The sequence below is a fragment of the Sediminibacterium sp. genome (assembly GCF_019264485.1).
In the GTDB taxonomy this organism is placed as follows: Bacteria; Bacteroidota; Bacteroidia; order Chitinophagales; family Chitinophagaceae; genus Sediminibacterium.
Genome location: NZ_JAHVAA010000014.1, coordinates 141,493 through 159,438 on the forward strand (window position 1 = coordinate 141,493; position 17,946 = coordinate 159,438).

The window sequence follows — 17,946 nt, forward strand, 5'->3', positions numbered from 1 at the left end:
ACATCATGAAAATCTCACGCTGGTTAAAAATAATTGTTTTAGTGTATGCGCTGATTGGCATTCTTTTTTATTCTTTTCAGCAGAAAATATTATTCCAGCCGGTGGTGGTTGCGCAAGACAGCAGTTATCGGTTTGATCAGCCATTTGAAGAGGTATGGATTCAAGTGGATGAATCCGCTAAAACACACTTAATTCATTTTACGGTGCCAGACAGTCTTCGGAAAGGGCTTGTATTATATTTCCATGGCAACAGGGGTAATATAAGAAGGTATCGTCGTTTTGTTGAACGGTTTACACACAATGGTTATGCCGTATGGATGCCTGATTATCCGGGGTTCGGTAAATCAACCGGCACTTTATCAGAAACAGCTATGTATGAACAGGCTTTACAGGTATATAAAAGAGCCAGACAGTTTTATGAACCAACAGATATTATTATTTATGGAAAATCAATGGGTACAGGTGTAGCGGTTCAACTGGCTTCGGTGAGAGATTGTAAAAGGCTGATACTCGAAACCCCTTATAACAGCATGCGTTCGCTGGTAGGTATTTATTTATGGATGTATCCGCTAAAATCAATTCTCAAATACCAGTTTCCTTCGAATGAGTACATGAAAAAAGTGGTGGCCCCCGTTAGCATTTTTCATGGAACAGATGATGGTGTAATACCGTACAGCAATGCCAGTAAATTAAAACAGGTATTGAAACCCGGAGATGAATTCATTGCCATTGAAAATGGAACTCACAGAAACCTGAATAATTTTGAACTGATGCAGCGGAAACTCGACAGTTTATTAAAGCAGTAGACCATAGTCTATGGTCTATGGACTGTTGCCCAGACCTCAGAGCTCTTTCAACTGCACTAACCGCTTCCCTACTACCAGTTCATGTTTCACTCCTACTTTTACGGGATAATTTTCGCGTGAGTGACTTACGGGGAAATCAAAACAAACCGGGTATTTGTATTTGCTTACACGCTCCTGTATTAATTCAATGGCCGAAGCACCAAAAGGAATAACCGTATCTTTCATTTCTGTGAAACCACCAATGATGAGGCCAGCTAATTGCGAAAGCATACCACTTCTTTCCAGTTGAATCATCATACGATCTATATTGTAAACATATTCGCCTACATCTTCCAGGAATAAAATTTTCCCCTTGCAATTGTAAGCAGATTTACTGCCAATCATATGCGCCACCAATGACAGGTTTCCACCAACCAGTTCGCCACTTGCTTTACCTTGCTGGTTAAATGGGTGTACTGCTGTTTTATACGAAAGTTTGTTTCCCTTTAAAGCCTTCTTCAAACTTTGAATATATTCATTGGTAAATTCACCGTCATTAAACGCGGCAGCCATGGGTGAATGAAGTGATGCTGCTTTTAATTGCGTATAGAGATGTGCATGCAACAATGTAATATCGCTATAGCCGATGATCCATTTAGGTGACTTTTTGAATTTTGTAAAATCAAGTGTATCGATGATTCTACTCATTCCATAACCACCTCTTCCACATAAAATAGCTTTTACTGTAGGATCGTCGAGCATTAACTGTAAGTCGTTTCTCCTTTCTTCATCGGTACCGGAAAAATAATGGAACTGGTTACCTAATGTTTTACCAACCCGCACTTTATAACCCCATTCCTTTAATACCTCGATACAGGTTGCTGCTTTTTCTGAAGGCATATAACCTGAAGGACAAACAATTGCAATGGTATCTCCTTTCCTGAGACTGGGTGGCACTTTGGTCATGAGTTTACTAAACTTGCGGTTATTTTTTTGGTTTTTGCTTATTGACTGTTGCTATCGCTTCTTTCTTCCTTCCGGCATCTTTCAGCGCCTTGTCAATCAGCATTTCGATTTGTCCGTTCACACTACGAAATTCATCTGCCGCCCATTTTTCCAGTGCAGCATATGCCTGTTCATCTATTCTTAGTACAAATGATTTTTTACTCACAACTACTGAATTGATCCGTAAAGATACTAGTGATATAAACTACCTGTGTTTAATACTGGTGAAGCCGCTTTGTCGCCACACAAAACCACCATCAGGTTACTCACCATGGCTGCTTTCTTTTCGTCATCCAACTGAACAATTTCTTTTTCAGAAAGCATATCCAAAGCCATTTCAACCATTCCTACAGCCCCTTCTACAATTTTACTCCTTGCGGCAACAATGGCAGTAGCCTGCTGTCTTTGCAACATGGCACCAGCTATTTCAGGTGCATAGGCCAGGTGACTGATCCTTGCTTCTGTAATAACAATACCCGCTTTGGCCAACCGTTCGTTGAGTTCGGCTTCCAATAACTCAAATACTTTTTCACCACCATCACGCAATGTAATATTCGCAAATTCATCTTCAATACTATCGTATGGATAACTGGATGCTAAATGACGAATGGCCGCTTCACTCTGATTGGTCATATACTCATTAAAATTCACCACCTCAAAAACTGCTTTATAGGTATCCTGCACCTGCCATAAAATAACAGCGGCTATCTCTATCGGGTTACCCATTTTGTCGTTTACTTTCAGTTTAGCACTCTCCAGGCTTTTTGAACGCAACGATACTTTCAGTTTTACAAAAAGCGGATTTACAAATGAAAGTCCATTTTCTTTTAAAGTACCAACATACTTACCAAAGAAAGTAAGCGTAATACCATAATTGGGCTGAACAATTACCAGCCCTTTAAGAATAAAGGCCGTAGCCAGAAAACAGATAATCATTGCCACAATCAAACTTCCGTCCGGGGAGTTATCGTTTGCCACATGTTCGATCAGTATATATAATCCGGCTACAAATAATACAATCGCTACGATAAGGGCCGTGAACCCGGAAACCCCTTTGTATACTTTTTCCATAATTTTCAATTTGATATTAAAATGATATCAAAAATATATCTTTTTCCGGAAACGCCAAATATTCCGGCTAAAATCCTGTACAAGGGCTTTAACACGCATTCTGTATTTTTGCAGCCCGGCTCGGTTTTATGGACCGGATTTAGAAGACATGAGCATGAATCAACCAAAAAGATACCTTATTACAGCAGCCCTTCCTTATGCGAACGGGCAAAAACATATTGGCCACCTCGCGGGTGCTTATTTGCCTGCCGATATTTACGTTCGTTATTTAAAGTCGCAGAAAAGAGATGTGGTTTTTGTATGTGGCAGCGATGAGCATGGAACGGCTATTCCCATCCAGGCAACGAAGGAGGGTACCACTGCCAGAGCCATCATCGACAAGTACCATCCTTTGATGGAACAAAACTTCAAGGACCTTGGTATTGCTTTTGACATCTATCACCGCACCAGCGATCCATTGCATCATGAAACAGCACAGGAATTTTTTACCAAACTGAATGATAACGGTGACCTGGAAATCAAAGAATCAGAACAGTATTATGACGAGGAAGCCAAAACATTCCTGGCCGATCGTTATATCAAAGGAACCTGCCCCAATTGTAGTTTCGATAGCGCTTATGGCGACCAGTGCGAACGATGTGGCAAAAGTTTGAGTCCGGATGAACTCATTAACCCTGTAAGTACACTCAGTGGAAAAACACCCGTTAAAAAACTCACCAAACACTGGTACCTGCCACTCGACAGGCATGAAACTTTTTTACGCGACTGGATATTAAAGGAACACGCCAATGACTGGAGGGCAACGGTTTTGGGTCAGTGCAAAAGCTGGATAGATGGGGGGTTACAGCCTCGTGCCGTTACACGCGATTTAGACTGGGGCGTAAAAGTACCTTTGACAGATGCGGCGGGTAAAGTATTATATGTATGGTTTGATGCACCGATTGGTTATATCAGCGCTACCAAACAATGGGCCATTAATACCGGCAATGATTGGAAACCCTATTGGGAAGATAAAGACACCAAACTTGTTCATTTTATTGGCAAGGATAATATTGTATTTCATTGCATCATTTTCCCGGTGATGCTGAAACTACATGGCAATATTTTACCCGATAATGTTCCGGCCAATGAATTCATGAACCTGGAAGGCGATAAAATGAGTACCAGCCGCAACTGGAAACTCGATATGCAGGATTATATCAATGATTTTATTAACAAGGAAAATGGCGGCAGCCAGATGGCGGATGTATTACGCTATTATCTTACACAGATTGCGCCTGAAACCAAAGACAGTGAATTTATGTGGAAGGGTTTTCAGGATGCCAATAATAGTGAACTGGTAAGCATCTTTGGTAATTTTGTGAACCGCACGTTTGTACTCATGCATAAACTCTGTGGTGGTAAAGTGCCCGCGTTTCACAAGGAGATTGCAGATGAGCTGGATCAGTCAACCATAGCTGATATAAAAAATACAGTAGAGAAAATAACCGGTTTGCTGGAAGAATATAAATTCAGGGAAGCATTATTTGAAGTGATCAATCTCGCCAGAACAGGCAACCAGTACATGCAGAAAAAAGAGCCCTGGATCGTAGCAAAAAGCCTGACTGAAAATCCGGATGCACAAAAAAATATAGATAACTGTTTGCATATCTGCTTACAGTTAACAGCAAATCTGGCAATACTCATCAACCCCTTTCTTCCTTTCACGGCTAAAAAAATGTGCCATATGATGAAAGTGGTTGACAAAATACTGGACTGGGAAAATGCAGGGAGTATGAAATTACTGAGCGCAGGTTATACACTCCGCCCACCAGAATTATTATTCAGAAAAATTGAAGACAGTGAAATTATGGAACAGGTAGAAAAATTAAATGCTGCAAGTATTAAGAAAGAAAGTAATGAGGAGTCAGTAGTGAATAGTGAATTGAAAGCTATCACCGTGAAACCTGAAATTACGTTTGATGATTTTGCTAAAATTGATTTGAAAGTGGGCACCATTGTATCCGCTGAAAAAGTAGAGAAAGCTGATAAGCTCCTGAAATTACAGGTAGACCTCGGTTTTGAAACCAGAACCATTGTATCGGGTATCGCACTTCATTTTAAGCCGGAAGATATTGTTGGGAAGCAGGTAACAGTTGTAACCAATCTTGCGCCACGCAAAATGAGAGGTATTGAAAGCAATGGTATGATACTAATGGCTGAGGATGCTAAAGGATCATTACATTTCATTAACCCGGAAGAAAAAATAAACCCGGGTAGTGGGGTGAGCTGACAATAATTAAAAAGGGCCAGTCTTTCAGATTGGCCCTTTTTAATTAACTATAACTTGCGCATTCTTTCAATTCTCGTTCAGAATAGGCCAGTTTGTATTGCTTCAATACATCATCGGGAACACCATTCCATTTATTGGGTACATTACCACGATAATCAATATCCTTTACACCTATTTCAGATGTATAAAAACCTGTGAGGGTTAAATCGCGCATCAGGTTGAAGAATGCAACACCCTGTGCCATTTCCGGCTTTGCCTTTTCAGGGTAGGCAATCTGGTCAACCAGTTGTATCCGCTGCTGTTCTGAACAGTCCACAAATGACTTTTCAAATTGTTTGAAGCACTGCATATCCAGCCAGCGTAACCCACCACGCATCGGTGTCTGGTGCGATGGCATATCTTTTACAATAAACTCAAGGAAATCGGGCACTTTGGCATCGCTTGCACTGCCACTCACCGCATCTTTAGGTACAATTATGTCTGCCAGTATAGTAATGGTTGACATTTCATGTGGCGTAAAAAATTTCGCTTCCTTGCTGAGTTTATCCAGATAAGCTTTTTCTTCCGCCATTCTGTCTTCTACATTGATGCCCCCAATGGTACCGGCGGCCTCTTTTTTCTCCGCAGGTTTACAGGCATCTACCAATACACCAGTTGCTACTGTACCAACTACCAATGCTTTTATGGATTTTCTTCTGTCCATGGTATTATGTTTTGCCCCGTCTTACTTTAAACAAGACGGGATGGGTTTACAGATTTTGTTTTTTCAGTTCGTCAATGATATACTCCGATGCACGCATAGAAAGTGCCAGAATGGTCCAGGTGATATTTTTATCTGCCTGAGAAGTAAACTGGCTGCCATCTACACAGAAAAGGGTTTTACAATCATGTGCCTGGCTCCATTTGTTGAGTGCAGATGTTTTTTTGTCATTACCCATTCTGGCTGTTCCCGCTTCATGAATGATATTACCAGGATTGGCCAGACCATAATTATTAGAAGCATCATCATCTCCACCCCAGGTAATTATAGCACCCATTTCGTGCATAATTTCTTTGAAAGTTTCTTTCATATGCTTGGCCTGGTTGATCTCATATTCTGAATGCGTAGTATGAAAACGCAAAACAGGAATACCGAATTTGTCTACTACTTTCGGATCGATCTCGCAATAATTGTCAATACGTGGAACTGCCTCACCCCTACCAGCCATACCCACTCCGGCACCATAGAAATAACGCACATCTTCTTTCAATGAAGCTCCATAACCACCCGCTTCTTTTTTCACACCGTTTACAGCATATTTTCCATTCATGCCCTGCATACCAAAACCAAAACCATAGGCTGGCTGACCCATTCCACCCCAATATTCAATATGGTAACCACGTGGGAAATCCAGTTTTTTATTATCGAGCCACCAGGGTGTATACACATGCATACCACCCACTCCATCTTCATTGTAACGCTTACGTCCAAAGAGTTCCGGCAGAACCCCACCCAATGCAGCACCGGTTGAATCATGCAAATATTTTCCAACCACATTACTGCTGTTGGCCAGTCCATTAGGATGACGCTGCGATTTTGAATTGAGTAATAAACGGGCAGTTTCACAGGCGCTGGCAGCCAATATCACCACTTTACCGTTCACCTGGTATTCCATCATATCAGTCTTATCTACATAAGATATTCCTGTAGCAAGCCCTTCTTTATTGGTAATTACCTCTCTAGCCATGGCCTGTGTAATTACATCTACATTACCTGTTCTTACAGCGGGTTGTACCAATGCAGAAGAAGACGAGAAATCGGCAGCAGCTTTACAACTGCGTCCGCACTGCGCACAATAAAAACATTCGCCACGTTCTTTATTGATTTGTTTGGTAAGAATAGAGAGGCGCGACGGAATTACAGGAACACCAATACCTGTTGCCGCTTTTTTGATCATTAACTCATGTAAACGAGGTTTAGGAGCCGGCAGGAAAATACCATCAGGATCATTCTCTAATCCTTCCATCGAACCAAATACACCCAGTAGTTTGTCGATCTTATCGTAATATGGCTTTACGTCATCATAACTAATGGGCCAGTCATCGCCCAGCCCGTCAATACTTCTTCTTTTGAAATCGCGCGGACCGAAACGCAGTGATATCCTTCCCCAGTGATTGGTACGACCACCAATCATACGGGCGCGCCACCAGTCCCATTTATCACTCCCTTCTGCCATGGTATAAGGTTCACCATCAATTTCCCAGCCCCAGAAACAGCCATCAAAATCGCCAAAGGGACGGAATTTAGTGCTGGCACCTCTGCGGGGAGAATCCCACGGATTTTTGAGTTGAGACGAATGTTTGGCAGGATCATAATCTGCCCCTGCTTCGAGTAAACAAACTTTAAGTCCGGCATTAGCCAGTACATAAGCGGCCATACCGCCGCCTGCTCCTGATCCTACGATGACTGCATCGTATTGTTTAGGCTGTTTCTTAATCTGAAGATCTCCCATATAGTAATTTGAAAATTTGATCCGCCTCAGGCGGATTGGAAATTTGAGAATGCAAAGTTTGGTTTCTTGTACCTTTTTACTTGTTTTTCTTGATTTACTTATTATTTTATTATTTCCCCCCTGGTTATGAGTTCTGTTTTTATCTTTTTCAGGTTGGTGATATTGCTGATAAAGATGGGTAAGAACACAAGCGGCAAAATAGAGATGGTACCAAACCCCTTGGTAAGGGTTATATATATGCCTGATACTACCATCACAATAAACATTCCTGATGAAATGCCCATTACCAGTTTCATGGCTTTATAATTTTTCTTCAGGTTTTCGGTACTCATTTCTGAGATAGGCTGTGGTTTCATTGAAAGGTATTTGCTGTGCCGAATATAGTTTTTTTAGAAGAGACTATTCATATTTATGAACCGAAGTTTTGAATACTTTCTCAAAAAAGCAACAAAAGGTTACAACAGATTTATCAAGTGATATTGGCAGAAAAACTGCACATATTACCTTTTATAACTAATGCTATGGAACAATTACTCAGGCTGTTATTTTTTCATCACTTCCGCTATTCCATCTGCAATTGGCTGATTGGCTTTAAAAACATAGCCCATTAGTCTGGCAATGGTTTGTGCAAACTGTTTCTGGTAAAACTGTGAGTTGGTTTTTATCTCCCCCATTGGTGGTGTATCTGGCCCAATAACAGCGAGCCATATTTCATCAGCTCCTTCAATATCACTGCCATGACTGGTCCATTTACTTTTATCCTTATCACCGCGGCCATGATCTGTGGTAATAAATAGTGTTGTTTTGTTTTTGTATGCAGGTGTTGACTGGATATAATTCCATATTTCAGCCACCCACTGGTCAACCTGCTGAGCCGCATTCAGGTAATACTTGTATTTCCAGCCATGCGCCCATTCATCTGTTTCTCCATAGGCGATATACATTACTTTGGGCTGTTCTTTTTTCAGGTATTCCATGGCTGCATGATGGGTAAATACATCAAAACATTCCTCCGGCCATTCTTTATGTGAATCGCGCAGCAGCCTGTTAATCATTAATTCATTGGTATTCGGTTTCGCACCTCCGCAGGTATCGTATGCTGCCACTACCGGAACACCGCTTCTTTGTTCATTGAGTATACGATTAAATGCTTCCCACGCACCAAATGCACCTACTTTTCCTTTGAGAGCCGGTTGCTGATTAAAAAATTCTGTGATGGTGATATTTGGATTGGGAGGATAATCATTTGCATCAATCCTGTTATCTGCATAACCCGATAAAATTTCATTATATCCCGGATAAGAAAACCAGTAGCGGTTACTGACATTCACTTTACTACCCAATGTTCTGTTGCCATACAGCTGCCCCTCTATAGCAATTGTGTTCCAGAAAAAAGGCATCAGTTTTTTTCTTTTTTCTGATTCAGATGAGGCACCAAAAGTTTTTAGTACACCTGCACTATCGTCCTGATTATAACGGCTGTCGCGAGCAAGGGTTTCATCCATTCCCTTGAACAATTCCTGCCAGCGGAACCCATCGGTGGTGATTATGATGATGTTTTCAGTTTTTTGTGCCTGAGAAAACAAGGTAAGCAGCAGGGAAAAGGATAGCAGGATTTTATGCATAAAACTGTTTTTCTGAGCATGAAAAATAAGAAAAAAGCATAGTATTTACCGGTTACTGTCTTCATTTAACCTAAATACAAAAAATGACAGGTTAAACTTCAAATCTTTTCATTTTTTGCCTGTTTACTTGCGCTTCTTAGTACCTTTGCAGCGCAATTCATTCTACCCGATCATCTAAAATCCAGAATATGGAATTTCGTATTGAAAAAGACACAATGGGTGAGGTAAATGTACCCGCTCATGTTTACTGGGGTGCCCAGACACAACGTAGTATCGATAATTTTCGTATTGCACAGGACATCAATAAAATGCCCAAAGAAATTATTCAGGCATTTGCTTTCCTGAAAAAAGCCGCCGCACTCACCAATGCCGATGCTGGTGTACTGCCACAGGAAAAAGCTGAACTGATTGGACAGGTGTGCGATGAAATTCTGGCAGGTAAATTAGATGACCAGTTTCCACTCGTGGTTTGGCAAACCGGCTCTGGTACACAGAGTAATATGAATGTGAATGAAGTGGTGGCCTATCGTGGTCATGTAATAAAAGGTGGTAACCTCTCCGATAAAGAGAAGTTTCTTCATCCGAATGACGATGTAAACAAATCGCAGTCATCTAATGATACTTTTCCGACAGCCATGCATATTGCTGCGTATAAAATTTTACTGGAAGTAACCATTCCCGGTATCAAAAAATTAAGAGATACACTGGCAGCCAAAAGCAAAGCATTTATGCATGTGGTGAAAATTGGCCGCACCCATTTTATGGATGCCACACCCCTTACACTCGGACAGGAAATCAGTGGTTATGTAAGTCAGCTCGATCATGGATTGAAAGCCATCAATAATACCCTGGCACATTTGAGTGAACTGGCATTAGGTGGTACTGCTGTGGGCACGGGTATCAATACGCCTAAAGGATATGATGTAAATGTGGCTAAACATATTGCCAACTTAACAGGTTTACCATTTGTAACCGCAGAAAACAAATTTGAAGCACTGGCAGCCCACGATGCCATCGTAGAAGCACATGGTGCCCTGAAAACTGTTGCGGTAAGCCTCATGAAAATTGCTAATGATATACGCATGCTGAGTTCCGGTCCAAGAAGTGGTATTGGTGAACTATTTATTCCTGATAATGAACCCGGTTCATCCATTATGCCCGGTAAAGTAAACCCTACCCAGTGTGAAGCATTAACCATGATTGCTGCACAGGTAATGGGTAATGATGTGGCAATAAATATTGGTGGCGCTACAGGTCATTTCGAACTGAATGTATTTAAACCTGTAATGATTTATAATTTCTTACACAGCGCCAGACTAATTGGTGATGGTTGTGTAAGCTTTAATGACAAATGTGCAATAGGTATAGAACCTTTAGAAGCCAATATCAAAAAGCATGTTAACAATAGTCTGATGCTGGTAACTGCCCTGAATACCAAAATCGGTTATTACAAAGCAGCCGAAATTGCACAGAAAGCGCACAAGGAAGGAACTACACTAAAAGAAATGGCTGTTAAACTGGGTTATCTTACTGCTGAAGAATTTGATGCCTGGGTAATTCCGGGAGATATGGTGGGTGAGATTAAATAGATCGCTCTCATATTTGTAGAATTAATAAGCCACAGATTCACAGATTATTTTACTAAAATCTGTGAATCTGTGGCTTAATTTTATACAAAGAAAATAGGGTATTTATATTTTATTGCCCATGTACTTTCTTCCCGCCACTATAAGTTGTTTTTACTTTTACCTCTAAAATTTTCTCCGGTGCCACTTTCATTAAATCCTGATCGAGGATGATGAAATCGGCTTTTTTCCCTTTCTCCAGACTACCTATTTCATTTTCCATAAAACTGGCTTTGGCCGCCCAGATGGTCATGCCGCGTATGGTTTCTTCACGTGTAAGCGCATTCTCCATCTGGAAACCATTTTCAGGATAACCATTTGCATCTTTTCTTACTACTGCTGCCAGAAAAGTTTTAAAGGGAGAAATATCTTCCACCGGAAAATCGGTACCCAATGGTATCCATCCGTTTTGTTGCAGCAGTTGTTTAAAAGCATAAGCACCTTTTACTCTCTCTGCTCCCAGGCGTTCTCCTGCCCAATACATATCACTGGTTCCATGTGTTGGTTGAACAGATGGTATGACACTGGCACTGGCGAATAAATTAAAATCATCGGGATGAATCACCTGAGCGTGTTCTATGCGCCAGCGTTTATCATTCTTTCCACCCAAATATTTATTATAGATATTCAGCACTTCCCTATTGGCACTATCGCCAATGGCATGTGTACACATCTGAAAATCTGTTTTCGATAAAACACCGGCAAGTGAATCATAATGGTTCTTGTTTCTCAATAAAAAACCTGTCCAGTCTTTTCTATCACTGTATGGCGATAATAAACAGGCACCCCTGCTACCCAATGCACCATCGGCATACACTTTAATGCCTTTTACAAAAAGTTTATCTGTTTTGTACGGACCGCGGGGAAGAAATTTTTCATAATTAGATGCATCGTCACTCAGCATTACATATAAACGCATATTGAGCTTACCTTCTTTTTGCAAAGTGTCAATGGCTTCAACATCGGTATAATGCAAGCCGCAATCTGTAATAGTAGTTAATCCCTGAGCGAAACAGTTTTTTTCTGCTGCCTGTAACCATTGCACATATGTTGCTTTGGTGGGAGCAGGAATCTGCGCATACACTCTGTTGTCGGCGTTGTCAATTAATACACCTGTCAACAAACCATTTTTTACTTCAATAGAACCTCCCACAATTGTCTGCCCTGCTTTAATACCTGCAAGGTCCAATGCCTTCTGGTTGGCGATAGACGCATGCCCATCAACGCGAGTGAGTACTACGGGTTTATCGGGGAACAATTGATTTAATTCTTCATTGGTAGGAAAACTTTTACCAGGCCAGCGGTTCTGATCCCATCCCCTGCCTTGTATCCAGAACAGGTCGGGATGTTCATCTGCAAAAGCTTTTACCCTCGCCACTGTTTCTTCCCAGGTATTGGTACCAAAGAGATCCACCTGAAACAATGATCGGCCATATCCTACAAAATGAGCATGCGCATCTATTAATCCAGGGTACACAGCCTGTCCACCCGCATCTACTGTTTCATCAGCCTTATACTTTTTAAGGATGAAATCATTGCTGCCTGTCTCTACAATTAATCCATCTTTAATTGCCATGGCTTCAGCAGTCGTAAAAGCTGAATCAACAGTATAAATCACTGCATGATGAATGATGGTGTCGGCTTTGTTGTTCGAACAAGCCGTTAAAAGGCATAGAAGGAGAAAGGAGAAAACATTCCTCATAAGTATGGGTTTTGTTAGTAGATAGGGAAAGATAATAAATCTATAGGATTGAAAGTCCGAAAGTCGGTAAGTCCGGGGACCGGAAGACAGAAGTCAGAAAATGAAGTGTTGACAAAAACTTACTGCAATGATAAAATCCTACCGGACTTTCGGACTTACCGACTCCGGACTTAATTTATTATCGAAGTAAGTCGCAGGGTTTCAACCCGGTATGTTTTTTAAAAGCAGCAGAAAAATGTGAGATAGAAGAGTACCCCAGTAATGCCGAAACATCGGTTACACTTAACCCTTTTTCATAGAGCAGGTATTTGGCATGCTCCATTCTTTGTTGCTGATAGAAATCGAAAATAGTGGTACCAAAAACCTCTTTGAATCCTTTTTTCAGGTAACACTCGTTCATGGCCACTTTACGGCTCAGTTCTTTAATCGTAATGGGATCGCCGATATGTTGCAATAAAATTTCTCTTGCCTGGTAAATACGGTCGCGACCACTTTCATCGGCCAGGAATTTACAGGTAAAGCCTTCTTCTTTCTCGTCTACAAGACAATCGAGACTGTACAATAAGAGTTCATGTACTTTGGCATTAACGAAAATATTTTCAAGGGCACCGGTATAACTGTGATTCAACAGCGCATCCAGCGAGTTTCTTTTTCTGTTACAAAGTGGGAACACTTTGGTAAAGGCATGAGGATGTTTAAAAGCCAGCACTTCATCTTTCCGGTTGCTCAGTTTTACATTGTGTACAAACTGGTGCAGGAAGGTGGAGGTAAAATGAAAAGTAAATACATCAACTGTCTGATGTTTCCCGCTGCAATTGTTGGTAGGCAGTTCCACGCATTGGGCGCAACTTTTTTCGGGGCAATAACGGTTGCCTGTTGTACAATAACGTAATTCCAGATAATTATCTTCCGGTTTACGGCTGTTATAATGATACACCATCATACCGGTATCATCTGCCACCCAGGGGTGCTGGGCATAATAACGCCTGATATTGTAATGAATGGAGCCCGGAATCTGCTGCTGTTTCTGGTACAACAGGTCCATGGTAGGTTCAATTCCACCTTTATTTGCCACCCTCAATATATCCATTACTTCCACCATTACCTGCAAAATTAATGTATAAACATCAAATTAACGTAAACAGTTCCCGGAAGGATGTCATGGCACTGTCAAAAAGCGCTTTTCAAACAAGTCAGAAAAGCGTTCAAAATGTGGAAAACCAGGTCTTTTTTTACCCCAAAAACAGCCTTATTTTCATTAGCTTTGTCGACCTGCGAAATTTCACTTAAACACAGGATTCACAAGCATTTATGGATCAGGAACAATTGAACAGTAACGAGGCACAGAATAAGAATTATGGTGCCGACAGCATACAGGTTTTAGAGGGTTTGGAAGCGGTTCGTAAAAGACCCGCCATGTATATTGGTGATGTGGGCGTTAAAGGCCTTCACCACCTCGTATATGAAGTAGTAGACAACTCTATTGATGAAGCCCTGGCCGGTTATTGCAAAAATATCGGTGTAACCATTCATGAAGATAATTCCATCAGTGTACAGGATGATGGTCGTGGTATTCCTACCGCCATGCACAGCAAAGAAAAAAGAAGTGCACTGGAAGTAGTAATGACCGTATTACATGCCGGTGGCAAATTCGATAAGAATACCTATAAGGTTTCGGGTGGTTTACATGGTGTGGGTGTGAGTTGTGTAAACGCCTTAAGTACCACTTTACAGGTAACTGTTCATCGTGAAGGAAAAATATTTGAACAGGAATACAAGATTGGTGTACCACAATATCCTGTTCGCGAAATTGGCACCAGTGCTATTACCGGAACACATGTTCGCTTCTGGCCCGATACCACCATATTTCAGGAAACAGTTTATAAGAAAGACATCCTTGAAGGTCGTTTACGTGAATTGAGCTACCTGAATAAGCGCATCAGCATCACCCTTACCGATCTCAGGGAAAAAGATGAAGAAGGTAATGTGTATTCCAAGAATTTCTACAGTGAAGGCGGTATCACCGAATTTGTACAGATGCTCGATAAAAACGGCCACCGTACCCCCATCATTGCACAGCCCTTATATGTAGAAGGACATGATGAAACCACCAATGTAGCAGTAGAAGTGGCTTTGACTTATAATGATGATTTTAAAGAACATATTTTCTCTTACGTAAATAATATCAACACCATTGAAGGTGGTACACACGTTACAGGGTTCCGTCAGGCCTTAACAAGGGTGTTTAAAAGTTATGGCGACAGGGAAGGTTTATTTGAAAGAGCAAAAGTTCAGGTAGAAGGAGATGATTTTCGTGAAGGATTGAGTGCCATCATTTCTGTAAAAGTTCCAGAGCCACAATTTGAAGGACAAACCAAAACGAAACTGGGTAACAGTGAAGTAAGTGGTGTGGTTCAAACAACGGTGGCACGTGTACTTGAAGCCTATCTCGAAGAAAATCCGAAAGAAGCCAAACATGTAATTTCAAAAATTGTACTTGCAGCACAGGCAAGGGTGGCGGCAAAAAAAGCCCGCGACATGGTGCAGCGTAAAACCGTGCTTACCGGTGGTGGTCTACCGGGCAAACTGGCCGATTGCAGTGAACGTGATCCGAAGAAATGTGAGTTATACCTCGTGGAAGGAGACTCGGCAGGTGGTACAGCCAAGCAGGGACGCGACAGAAGTTACCAGGCCATTCTTCCATTAAGGGGTAAAATTCTGAATGTGGAGAAAGCAATGGAGCATAAGATTTATGAGAATGAAGAGATCAGGAACATGTACACTGCATTGGGTGTAACAGTAGGAACACCTGAAGATCCGAAAGCATTGAATATTACTAAACTGCGCTACCATAAACTCATCATCATGACCGATGCCGATGTGGATGGTTCGCATATCGCCACACTGATTCTCACCTTCATTTTCCGTTACATGAAAGAAATGGTGGAACAGGGTTATGTATACATTGCTCAACCCCCACTGTATCTGGTGAAGAAAGGAAAAGAGCAACAGTATGCTTATAATGAAGAGCAGAGAAAAATGTGGATTGAAAAATTAGGTGGTGGAAAAGATGACAGTGTAACCATTCAGCGATACAAGGGTTTGGGTGAAATGAATGCAGACCAGTTATGGGAAACTACCATGGACCCTTCCCGTCGTACACTGAAACAGGTAACTATTGAAAGCGCTGCAGAAGCCGATCGGATATTCAGTATGCTTATGGGTGATGAAGTGGCCCCACGCCGCGAATTCATTGAGAGTCATGCCAAGTACGCGAAAATTGACGTGTAGAATGAATTCAAAAATAAAAAGTCAAAACTCAAAAACTGGTCTTTTTGAATTTTGACTTTTTATTTTTGAAATTTGATTTATCCCCCCTGTGGATTACTATTTTCCCCATCCCTTTTGATTTTCACCAAAAAACAGTAAGTTGTGGTAACATAACCCGTAGTTTATTTACTAACCTAATTAAATTCAAAGAAAATGGACACATCAAAAATGATCAAGGCATACTGTCTGAAGACCAAAGAAAAAAATGTTCCGATGCAGGATGCAGTGATCACCAAAACCGCTCGTGGAGGCTATATGGCTGCAGGGCATGATGGTAAAGGAAATAAAATGGCTGCCATACTGGGCGAAGCCAAAGCTCTACAGGCGATTGCCGATGGGGTTGCTAAAAAAGGATTCTGATTCTTGTCTGAAAAAATTTTGAAGCCATTTCGTTTTAAACGAGATGGCTTTTTTATTATTGGCCAATCCACTTAGTCAGATTTACCGTTTATAGGGTTCACCGAAATACCGAACACTATGAACATTCTTTTAACCAAAAAGAGTTTATTCATTCTTTCTGCAGCTTTAACCATCAACATACTGAGTACAGGCTGTACCAAAGAATCCGGAAACGCCGGCAATATACCGGAGCCACCAGTTTATACACCAGCCGCTGGTCCTGATATGGTATTTTACGGCCTTTCGGACGATGGTAAACTCAATCGATACAATGCCAAAGCACCTGCCACGGTTGAAGCATCGATGACGATTAACGGCTTGTCTGCTGGAGAACGTTTAATAAGTATTGATTTCAGACCTGCTACCATGCAGTTATATGGCCTGTCTACCAACAGCAGGTTATATGTTATCAGTCTTATCAATGGTAACGTAACAGCAATCGGAACCACTGCATTTACACCTGCATTAACTTCTACCGTTGCCAATATAGATTTTAACCCAACTGTTGACCGTATCAGGCTGGTAACTCATACAGGACAAAACCTGCGTTTACATCCAGAAACAGGGGCCGTTGTTGCTACCGATGGAAACATTAATGGAGGAAGCAATCCTGCTATCACTTCTATTGCCTATACCAATAGTCGTTCGGGTGCAACTACAACCGATCTTTTTGATATAGATATTTCGCAGAAAAAATTATACAAACAAAACCCGCCCAATGATGGCACTTTAGCAGAAGTGGGTAAGCTGGGGATTGATTTTGTTGGTAAAGGTGGATTTGATATCAGCCCCGACAATATGGTATCACTCGCAACATTTACCCAGAGTGGAAAAACAAGATTACACAGCATCAACCTGAATTCAGGAGCTGCAATGTATATCAATGAAATAGCAGCCAACCTGATTGATATTGCTATTCCAACACCACCTGTAGCATATGGTGTTGATGAAACCAATATGTTACAGATCTTCGATCCCACAAAACCGCAAACAATGGTGAGCAGGGCCATTACCGGTCTTGCATCAGGCGAAATGATTCACGGTATTGATTTCAGACCTGCCAATGGACAATTATATGCTTTTGCAGTAAACGCAACCGGCGCAGCAAAACTTTACACACTAAATCCATCTTCCGGCGCGGCTTCGGCTGTAGGAACAGGTTTCATGGTTGACGCCACTGCAACGGCCTGGGCATTTGATTTCAACCCTACTGTTGATCGTATCAGACTGGTGAGTAACAGCGGACAAAACCTTCGCCTGAATCCAAATGACGGAACCATTGCAGCAACTGATGGTATTATTAATCCAGGCTTACCTATGATTACGGGAGCTGCTTACACGAATAATTTCGCCGGTACTACTAGCACTTTGCTGTATGTACTGAATGGAGCTAAATTATTTAAACAGGATCCTCCCAATAACGGAACATTGGTTGAAGTAGGTAACCTTGGAGTAACTATAGATGCTTTGAATGGTTTTGATATAGGTGGTAGAACAGGTATGGCTTATGCCGTGGGCACAATTGGTACTGCAACAAATATCTACACTGTAAATCTTACAACAGGTGCATTAACAAATGCAGGTAGTTTAACAACTAAACTTCGTGGGTTTGCGTTAGGGCTTGGTTTATAAAAGCAAAA

At 41.4% G+C, this 17,946-nt stretch carries 15 protein-coding genes; 6 read left to right on the plus strand and 9 right to left on the minus strand.

Annotated features, from left to right (window positions below; translation table 11 throughout):
- Positions 1–5: 5 nt before the first annotated feature.
- A complete protein-coding gene (locus KXJ59_RS12065; RefSeq protein ID WP_295204923.1) occupies positions 6–806 on the plus strand; it encodes an alpha/beta fold hydrolase in 801 nt (266 codons plus the stop codon).
- Positions 807–842: 36 nt separating this feature from the next.
- Here KXJ59_RS12065 and KXJ59_RS12070 read toward each other — a convergent pair whose 3' ends face one another.
- Genes KXJ59_RS12070 through KXJ59_RS12080 form a run of 3 tightly spaced genes read right to left on the minus strand, consistent with a single transcriptional unit; the run spans position 843 to position 2,861 of the window.
- The gene (locus tag KXJ59_RS12070; RefSeq protein ID WP_295204926.1) at positions 843–1,751 is read right to left on the minus strand and encodes an LD-carboxypeptidase; all 909 of its coding nucleotides are present in this window, start codon (positions 1,749–1,751) and stop codon (positions 843–845) included.
- A 19-nt stretch (positions 1,752–1,770) separates the two neighbouring features.
- Positions 1,771–1,956 carry a hypothetical protein gene (locus KXJ59_RS12075; RefSeq protein ID WP_295204928.1) on the minus strand — a complete coding sequence of 62 codons (186 nt, stop codon included), beginning with the start codon at positions 1,954–1,956 and terminating at the stop codon, positions 1,771–1,773.
- Positions 1,957–1,982: 26 nt separating this feature from the next.
- Complete coding sequence (locus KXJ59_RS12080) at positions 1,983–2,861, minus strand: SPFH domain-containing protein (RefSeq protein ID WP_295204929.1); 879 nt, start codon at positions 2,859–2,861, stop codon at positions 1,983–1,985.
- 154 nt (positions 2,862–3,015) lie between these two features.
- Between KXJ59_RS12080 and metG the strand changes: the two genes are divergently transcribed.
- Entirely contained in the window at positions 3,016–5,133 is a 2,118-nt protein-coding gene (metG, locus tag KXJ59_RS12085) for a methionine--tRNA ligase (RefSeq protein WP_295204930.1), read from the plus strand.
- Positions 5,134–5,176: 43 nt separating this feature from the next.
- Here the strand turns inward: metG and KXJ59_RS12090 are convergent, their stop codons facing one another.
- The 4 genes from KXJ59_RS12090 to KXJ59_RS12105 all read right to left on the minus strand — a co-directional run bounded on the left by KXJ59_RS12090 (position 5,177) and on the right by KXJ59_RS12105 (position 9,250).
- The gene (locus KXJ59_RS12090; RefSeq protein ID WP_295204932.1) at positions 5,177–5,836 is read right to left on the minus strand and encodes a gluconate 2-dehydrogenase subunit 3 family protein; all 660 of its coding nucleotides are present in this window, start codon (positions 5,834–5,836) and stop codon (positions 5,177–5,179) included.
- A gap of 46 nt (positions 5,837–5,882) precedes the next feature.
- Complete coding sequence (locus KXJ59_RS12095) at positions 5,883–7,625, minus strand: GMC family oxidoreductase (protein WP_295204934.1); 1,743 nt, start codon at positions 7,623–7,625, stop codon at positions 5,883–5,885.
- A gap of 101 nt (positions 7,626–7,726) precedes the next feature.
- Positions 7,727–7,981, minus strand: coding sequence for a hypothetical protein (locus KXJ59_RS12100; RefSeq protein WP_295204936.1), 255 nt, complete (start codon positions 7,979–7,981; stop codon positions 7,727–7,729).
- A gap of 186 nt (positions 7,982–8,167) precedes the next feature.
- Entirely contained in the window at positions 8,168–9,250 is a 1,083-nt protein-coding gene (locus KXJ59_RS12105) for an alkaline phosphatase family protein (protein ID WP_295204938.1), read from the minus strand.
- A gap of 188 nt (positions 9,251–9,438) precedes the next feature.
- Between KXJ59_RS12105 and fumC the strand changes: the two genes are divergently transcribed.
- Positions 9,439–10,839 (plus strand): class II fumarate hydratase, encoded by a 1,401-nt coding sequence (gene fumC, locus KXJ59_RS12110; protein WP_295204940.1) that lies wholly within the window; start codon positions 9,439–9,441, stop codon positions 10,837–10,839.
- Between the two features lie 109 nt (positions 10,840–10,948).
- Here fumC and KXJ59_RS12115 read toward each other — a convergent pair whose 3' ends face one another.
- Positions 10,949–12,577 carry an amidohydrolase gene (locus tag KXJ59_RS12115; RefSeq protein ID WP_295204942.1) on the minus strand — a complete coding sequence of 543 codons (1,629 nt, stop codon included), beginning with the start codon at positions 12,575–12,577 and terminating at the stop codon, positions 10,949–10,951.
- A gap of 178 nt (positions 12,578–12,755) precedes the next feature.
- Positions 12,756–13,679, minus strand: a complete 924-nt coding sequence (locus tag KXJ59_RS12120; RefSeq protein WP_295204944.1) for an AraC family transcriptional regulator — start codon at positions 13,677–13,679, stop codon at positions 12,756–12,758.
- 209 nt (positions 13,680–13,888) lie between these two features.
- Here KXJ59_RS12120 and gyrB point away from each other — a divergent pair, with 209 nt between their 5' ends.
- The 3 genes from gyrB (at position 13,889) to KXJ59_RS12135 (ending at position 17,938) form a co-directional block, all read left to right on the plus strand.
- Positions 13,889–15,868 (plus strand): DNA topoisomerase (ATP-hydrolyzing) subunit B, encoded by a 1,980-nt coding sequence (gene gyrB / locus KXJ59_RS12125; RefSeq protein ID WP_295204946.1) that lies wholly within the window; start codon positions 13,889–13,891, stop codon positions 15,866–15,868.
- Positions 15,869–16,060: 192 nt separating this feature from the next.
- On the plus strand, positions 16,061–16,267 hold the full coding sequence (locus tag KXJ59_RS12130) for a hypothetical protein (RefSeq protein WP_026768059.1): 207 nt from the start codon (positions 16,061–16,063) through the stop codon (positions 16,265–16,267).
- 117 nt (positions 16,268–16,384) lie between these two features.
- On the plus strand, positions 16,385–17,938 hold the full coding sequence (locus KXJ59_RS12135) for a DUF4394 domain-containing protein (RefSeq protein ID WP_295204948.1): 1,554 nt from the start codon (positions 16,385–16,387) through the stop codon (positions 17,936–17,938).
- Positions 17,939–17,946 lie beyond the last annotated feature (8 nt).

Bases quoted from the DNA above. Each gene is read 5' to 3' on its own strand.
- KXJ59_RS12065 (WP_295204923.1), top strand. From the start codon at position 6: ATGAAAATCTCACGCTGGTTAAAAATAATTGTTTTAGTGTATGCGCTG.
- KXJ59_RS12070 (WP_295204926.1), bottom strand. From the start codon at position 1,751: ATGACCAAAGTGCCACCCAGTCTCAGGAAAGGAGATACCATTGCAATT.
- KXJ59_RS12080 (WP_295204929.1), bottom strand. From the start codon at position 2,861: ATGGAAAAAGTATACAAAGGGGTTTCCGGGTTCACGGCCCTTATCGTA.
- metG (WP_295204930.1), top strand. From the start codon at position 3,016: ATGAATCAACCAAAAAGATACCTTATTACAGCAGCCCTTCCTTATGCG.
- KXJ59_RS12090 (WP_295204932.1), bottom strand. From the start codon at position 5,836: ATGGACAGAAGAAAATCCATAAAAGCATTGGTAGTTGGTACAGTAGCA.
- KXJ59_RS12095 (WP_295204934.1), bottom strand. From the start codon at position 7,625: ATGGGAGATCTTCAGATTAAGAAACAGCCTAAACAATACGATGCAGTC.
- KXJ59_RS12100 (WP_295204936.1), bottom strand. From the start codon at position 7,981: ATGAAACCACAGCCTATCTCAGAAATGAGTACCGAAAACCTGAAGAAA.
- KXJ59_RS12105 (WP_295204938.1), bottom strand. From the start codon at position 9,250: ATGCATAAAATCCTGCTATCCTTTTCCCTGCTGCTTACCTTGTTTTCT.
- fumC (WP_295204940.1), top strand. From the start codon at position 9,439: ATGGAATTTCGTATTGAAAAAGACACAATGGGTGAGGTAAATGTACCC.
- KXJ59_RS12115 (WP_295204942.1), bottom strand. From the start codon at position 12,577: ATGAGGAATGTTTTCTCCTTTCTCCTTCTATGCCTTTTAACGGCTTGT.
- KXJ59_RS12120 (WP_295204944.1), bottom strand. From the start codon at position 13,679: ATGGTGGAAGTAATGGATATATTGAGGGTGGCAAATAAAGGTGGAATT.
- gyrB (WP_295204946.1), top strand. From the start codon at position 13,889: ATGGATCAGGAACAATTGAACAGTAACGAGGCACAGAATAAGAATTAT.
- KXJ59_RS12130 (WP_026768059.1), top strand. From the start codon at position 16,061: ATGGACACATCAAAAATGATCAAGGCATACTGTCTGAAGACCAAAGAA.
- KXJ59_RS12135 (WP_295204948.1), top strand. From the start codon at position 16,385: ATGAACATTCTTTTAACCAAAAAGAGTTTATTCATTCTTTCTGCAGCT.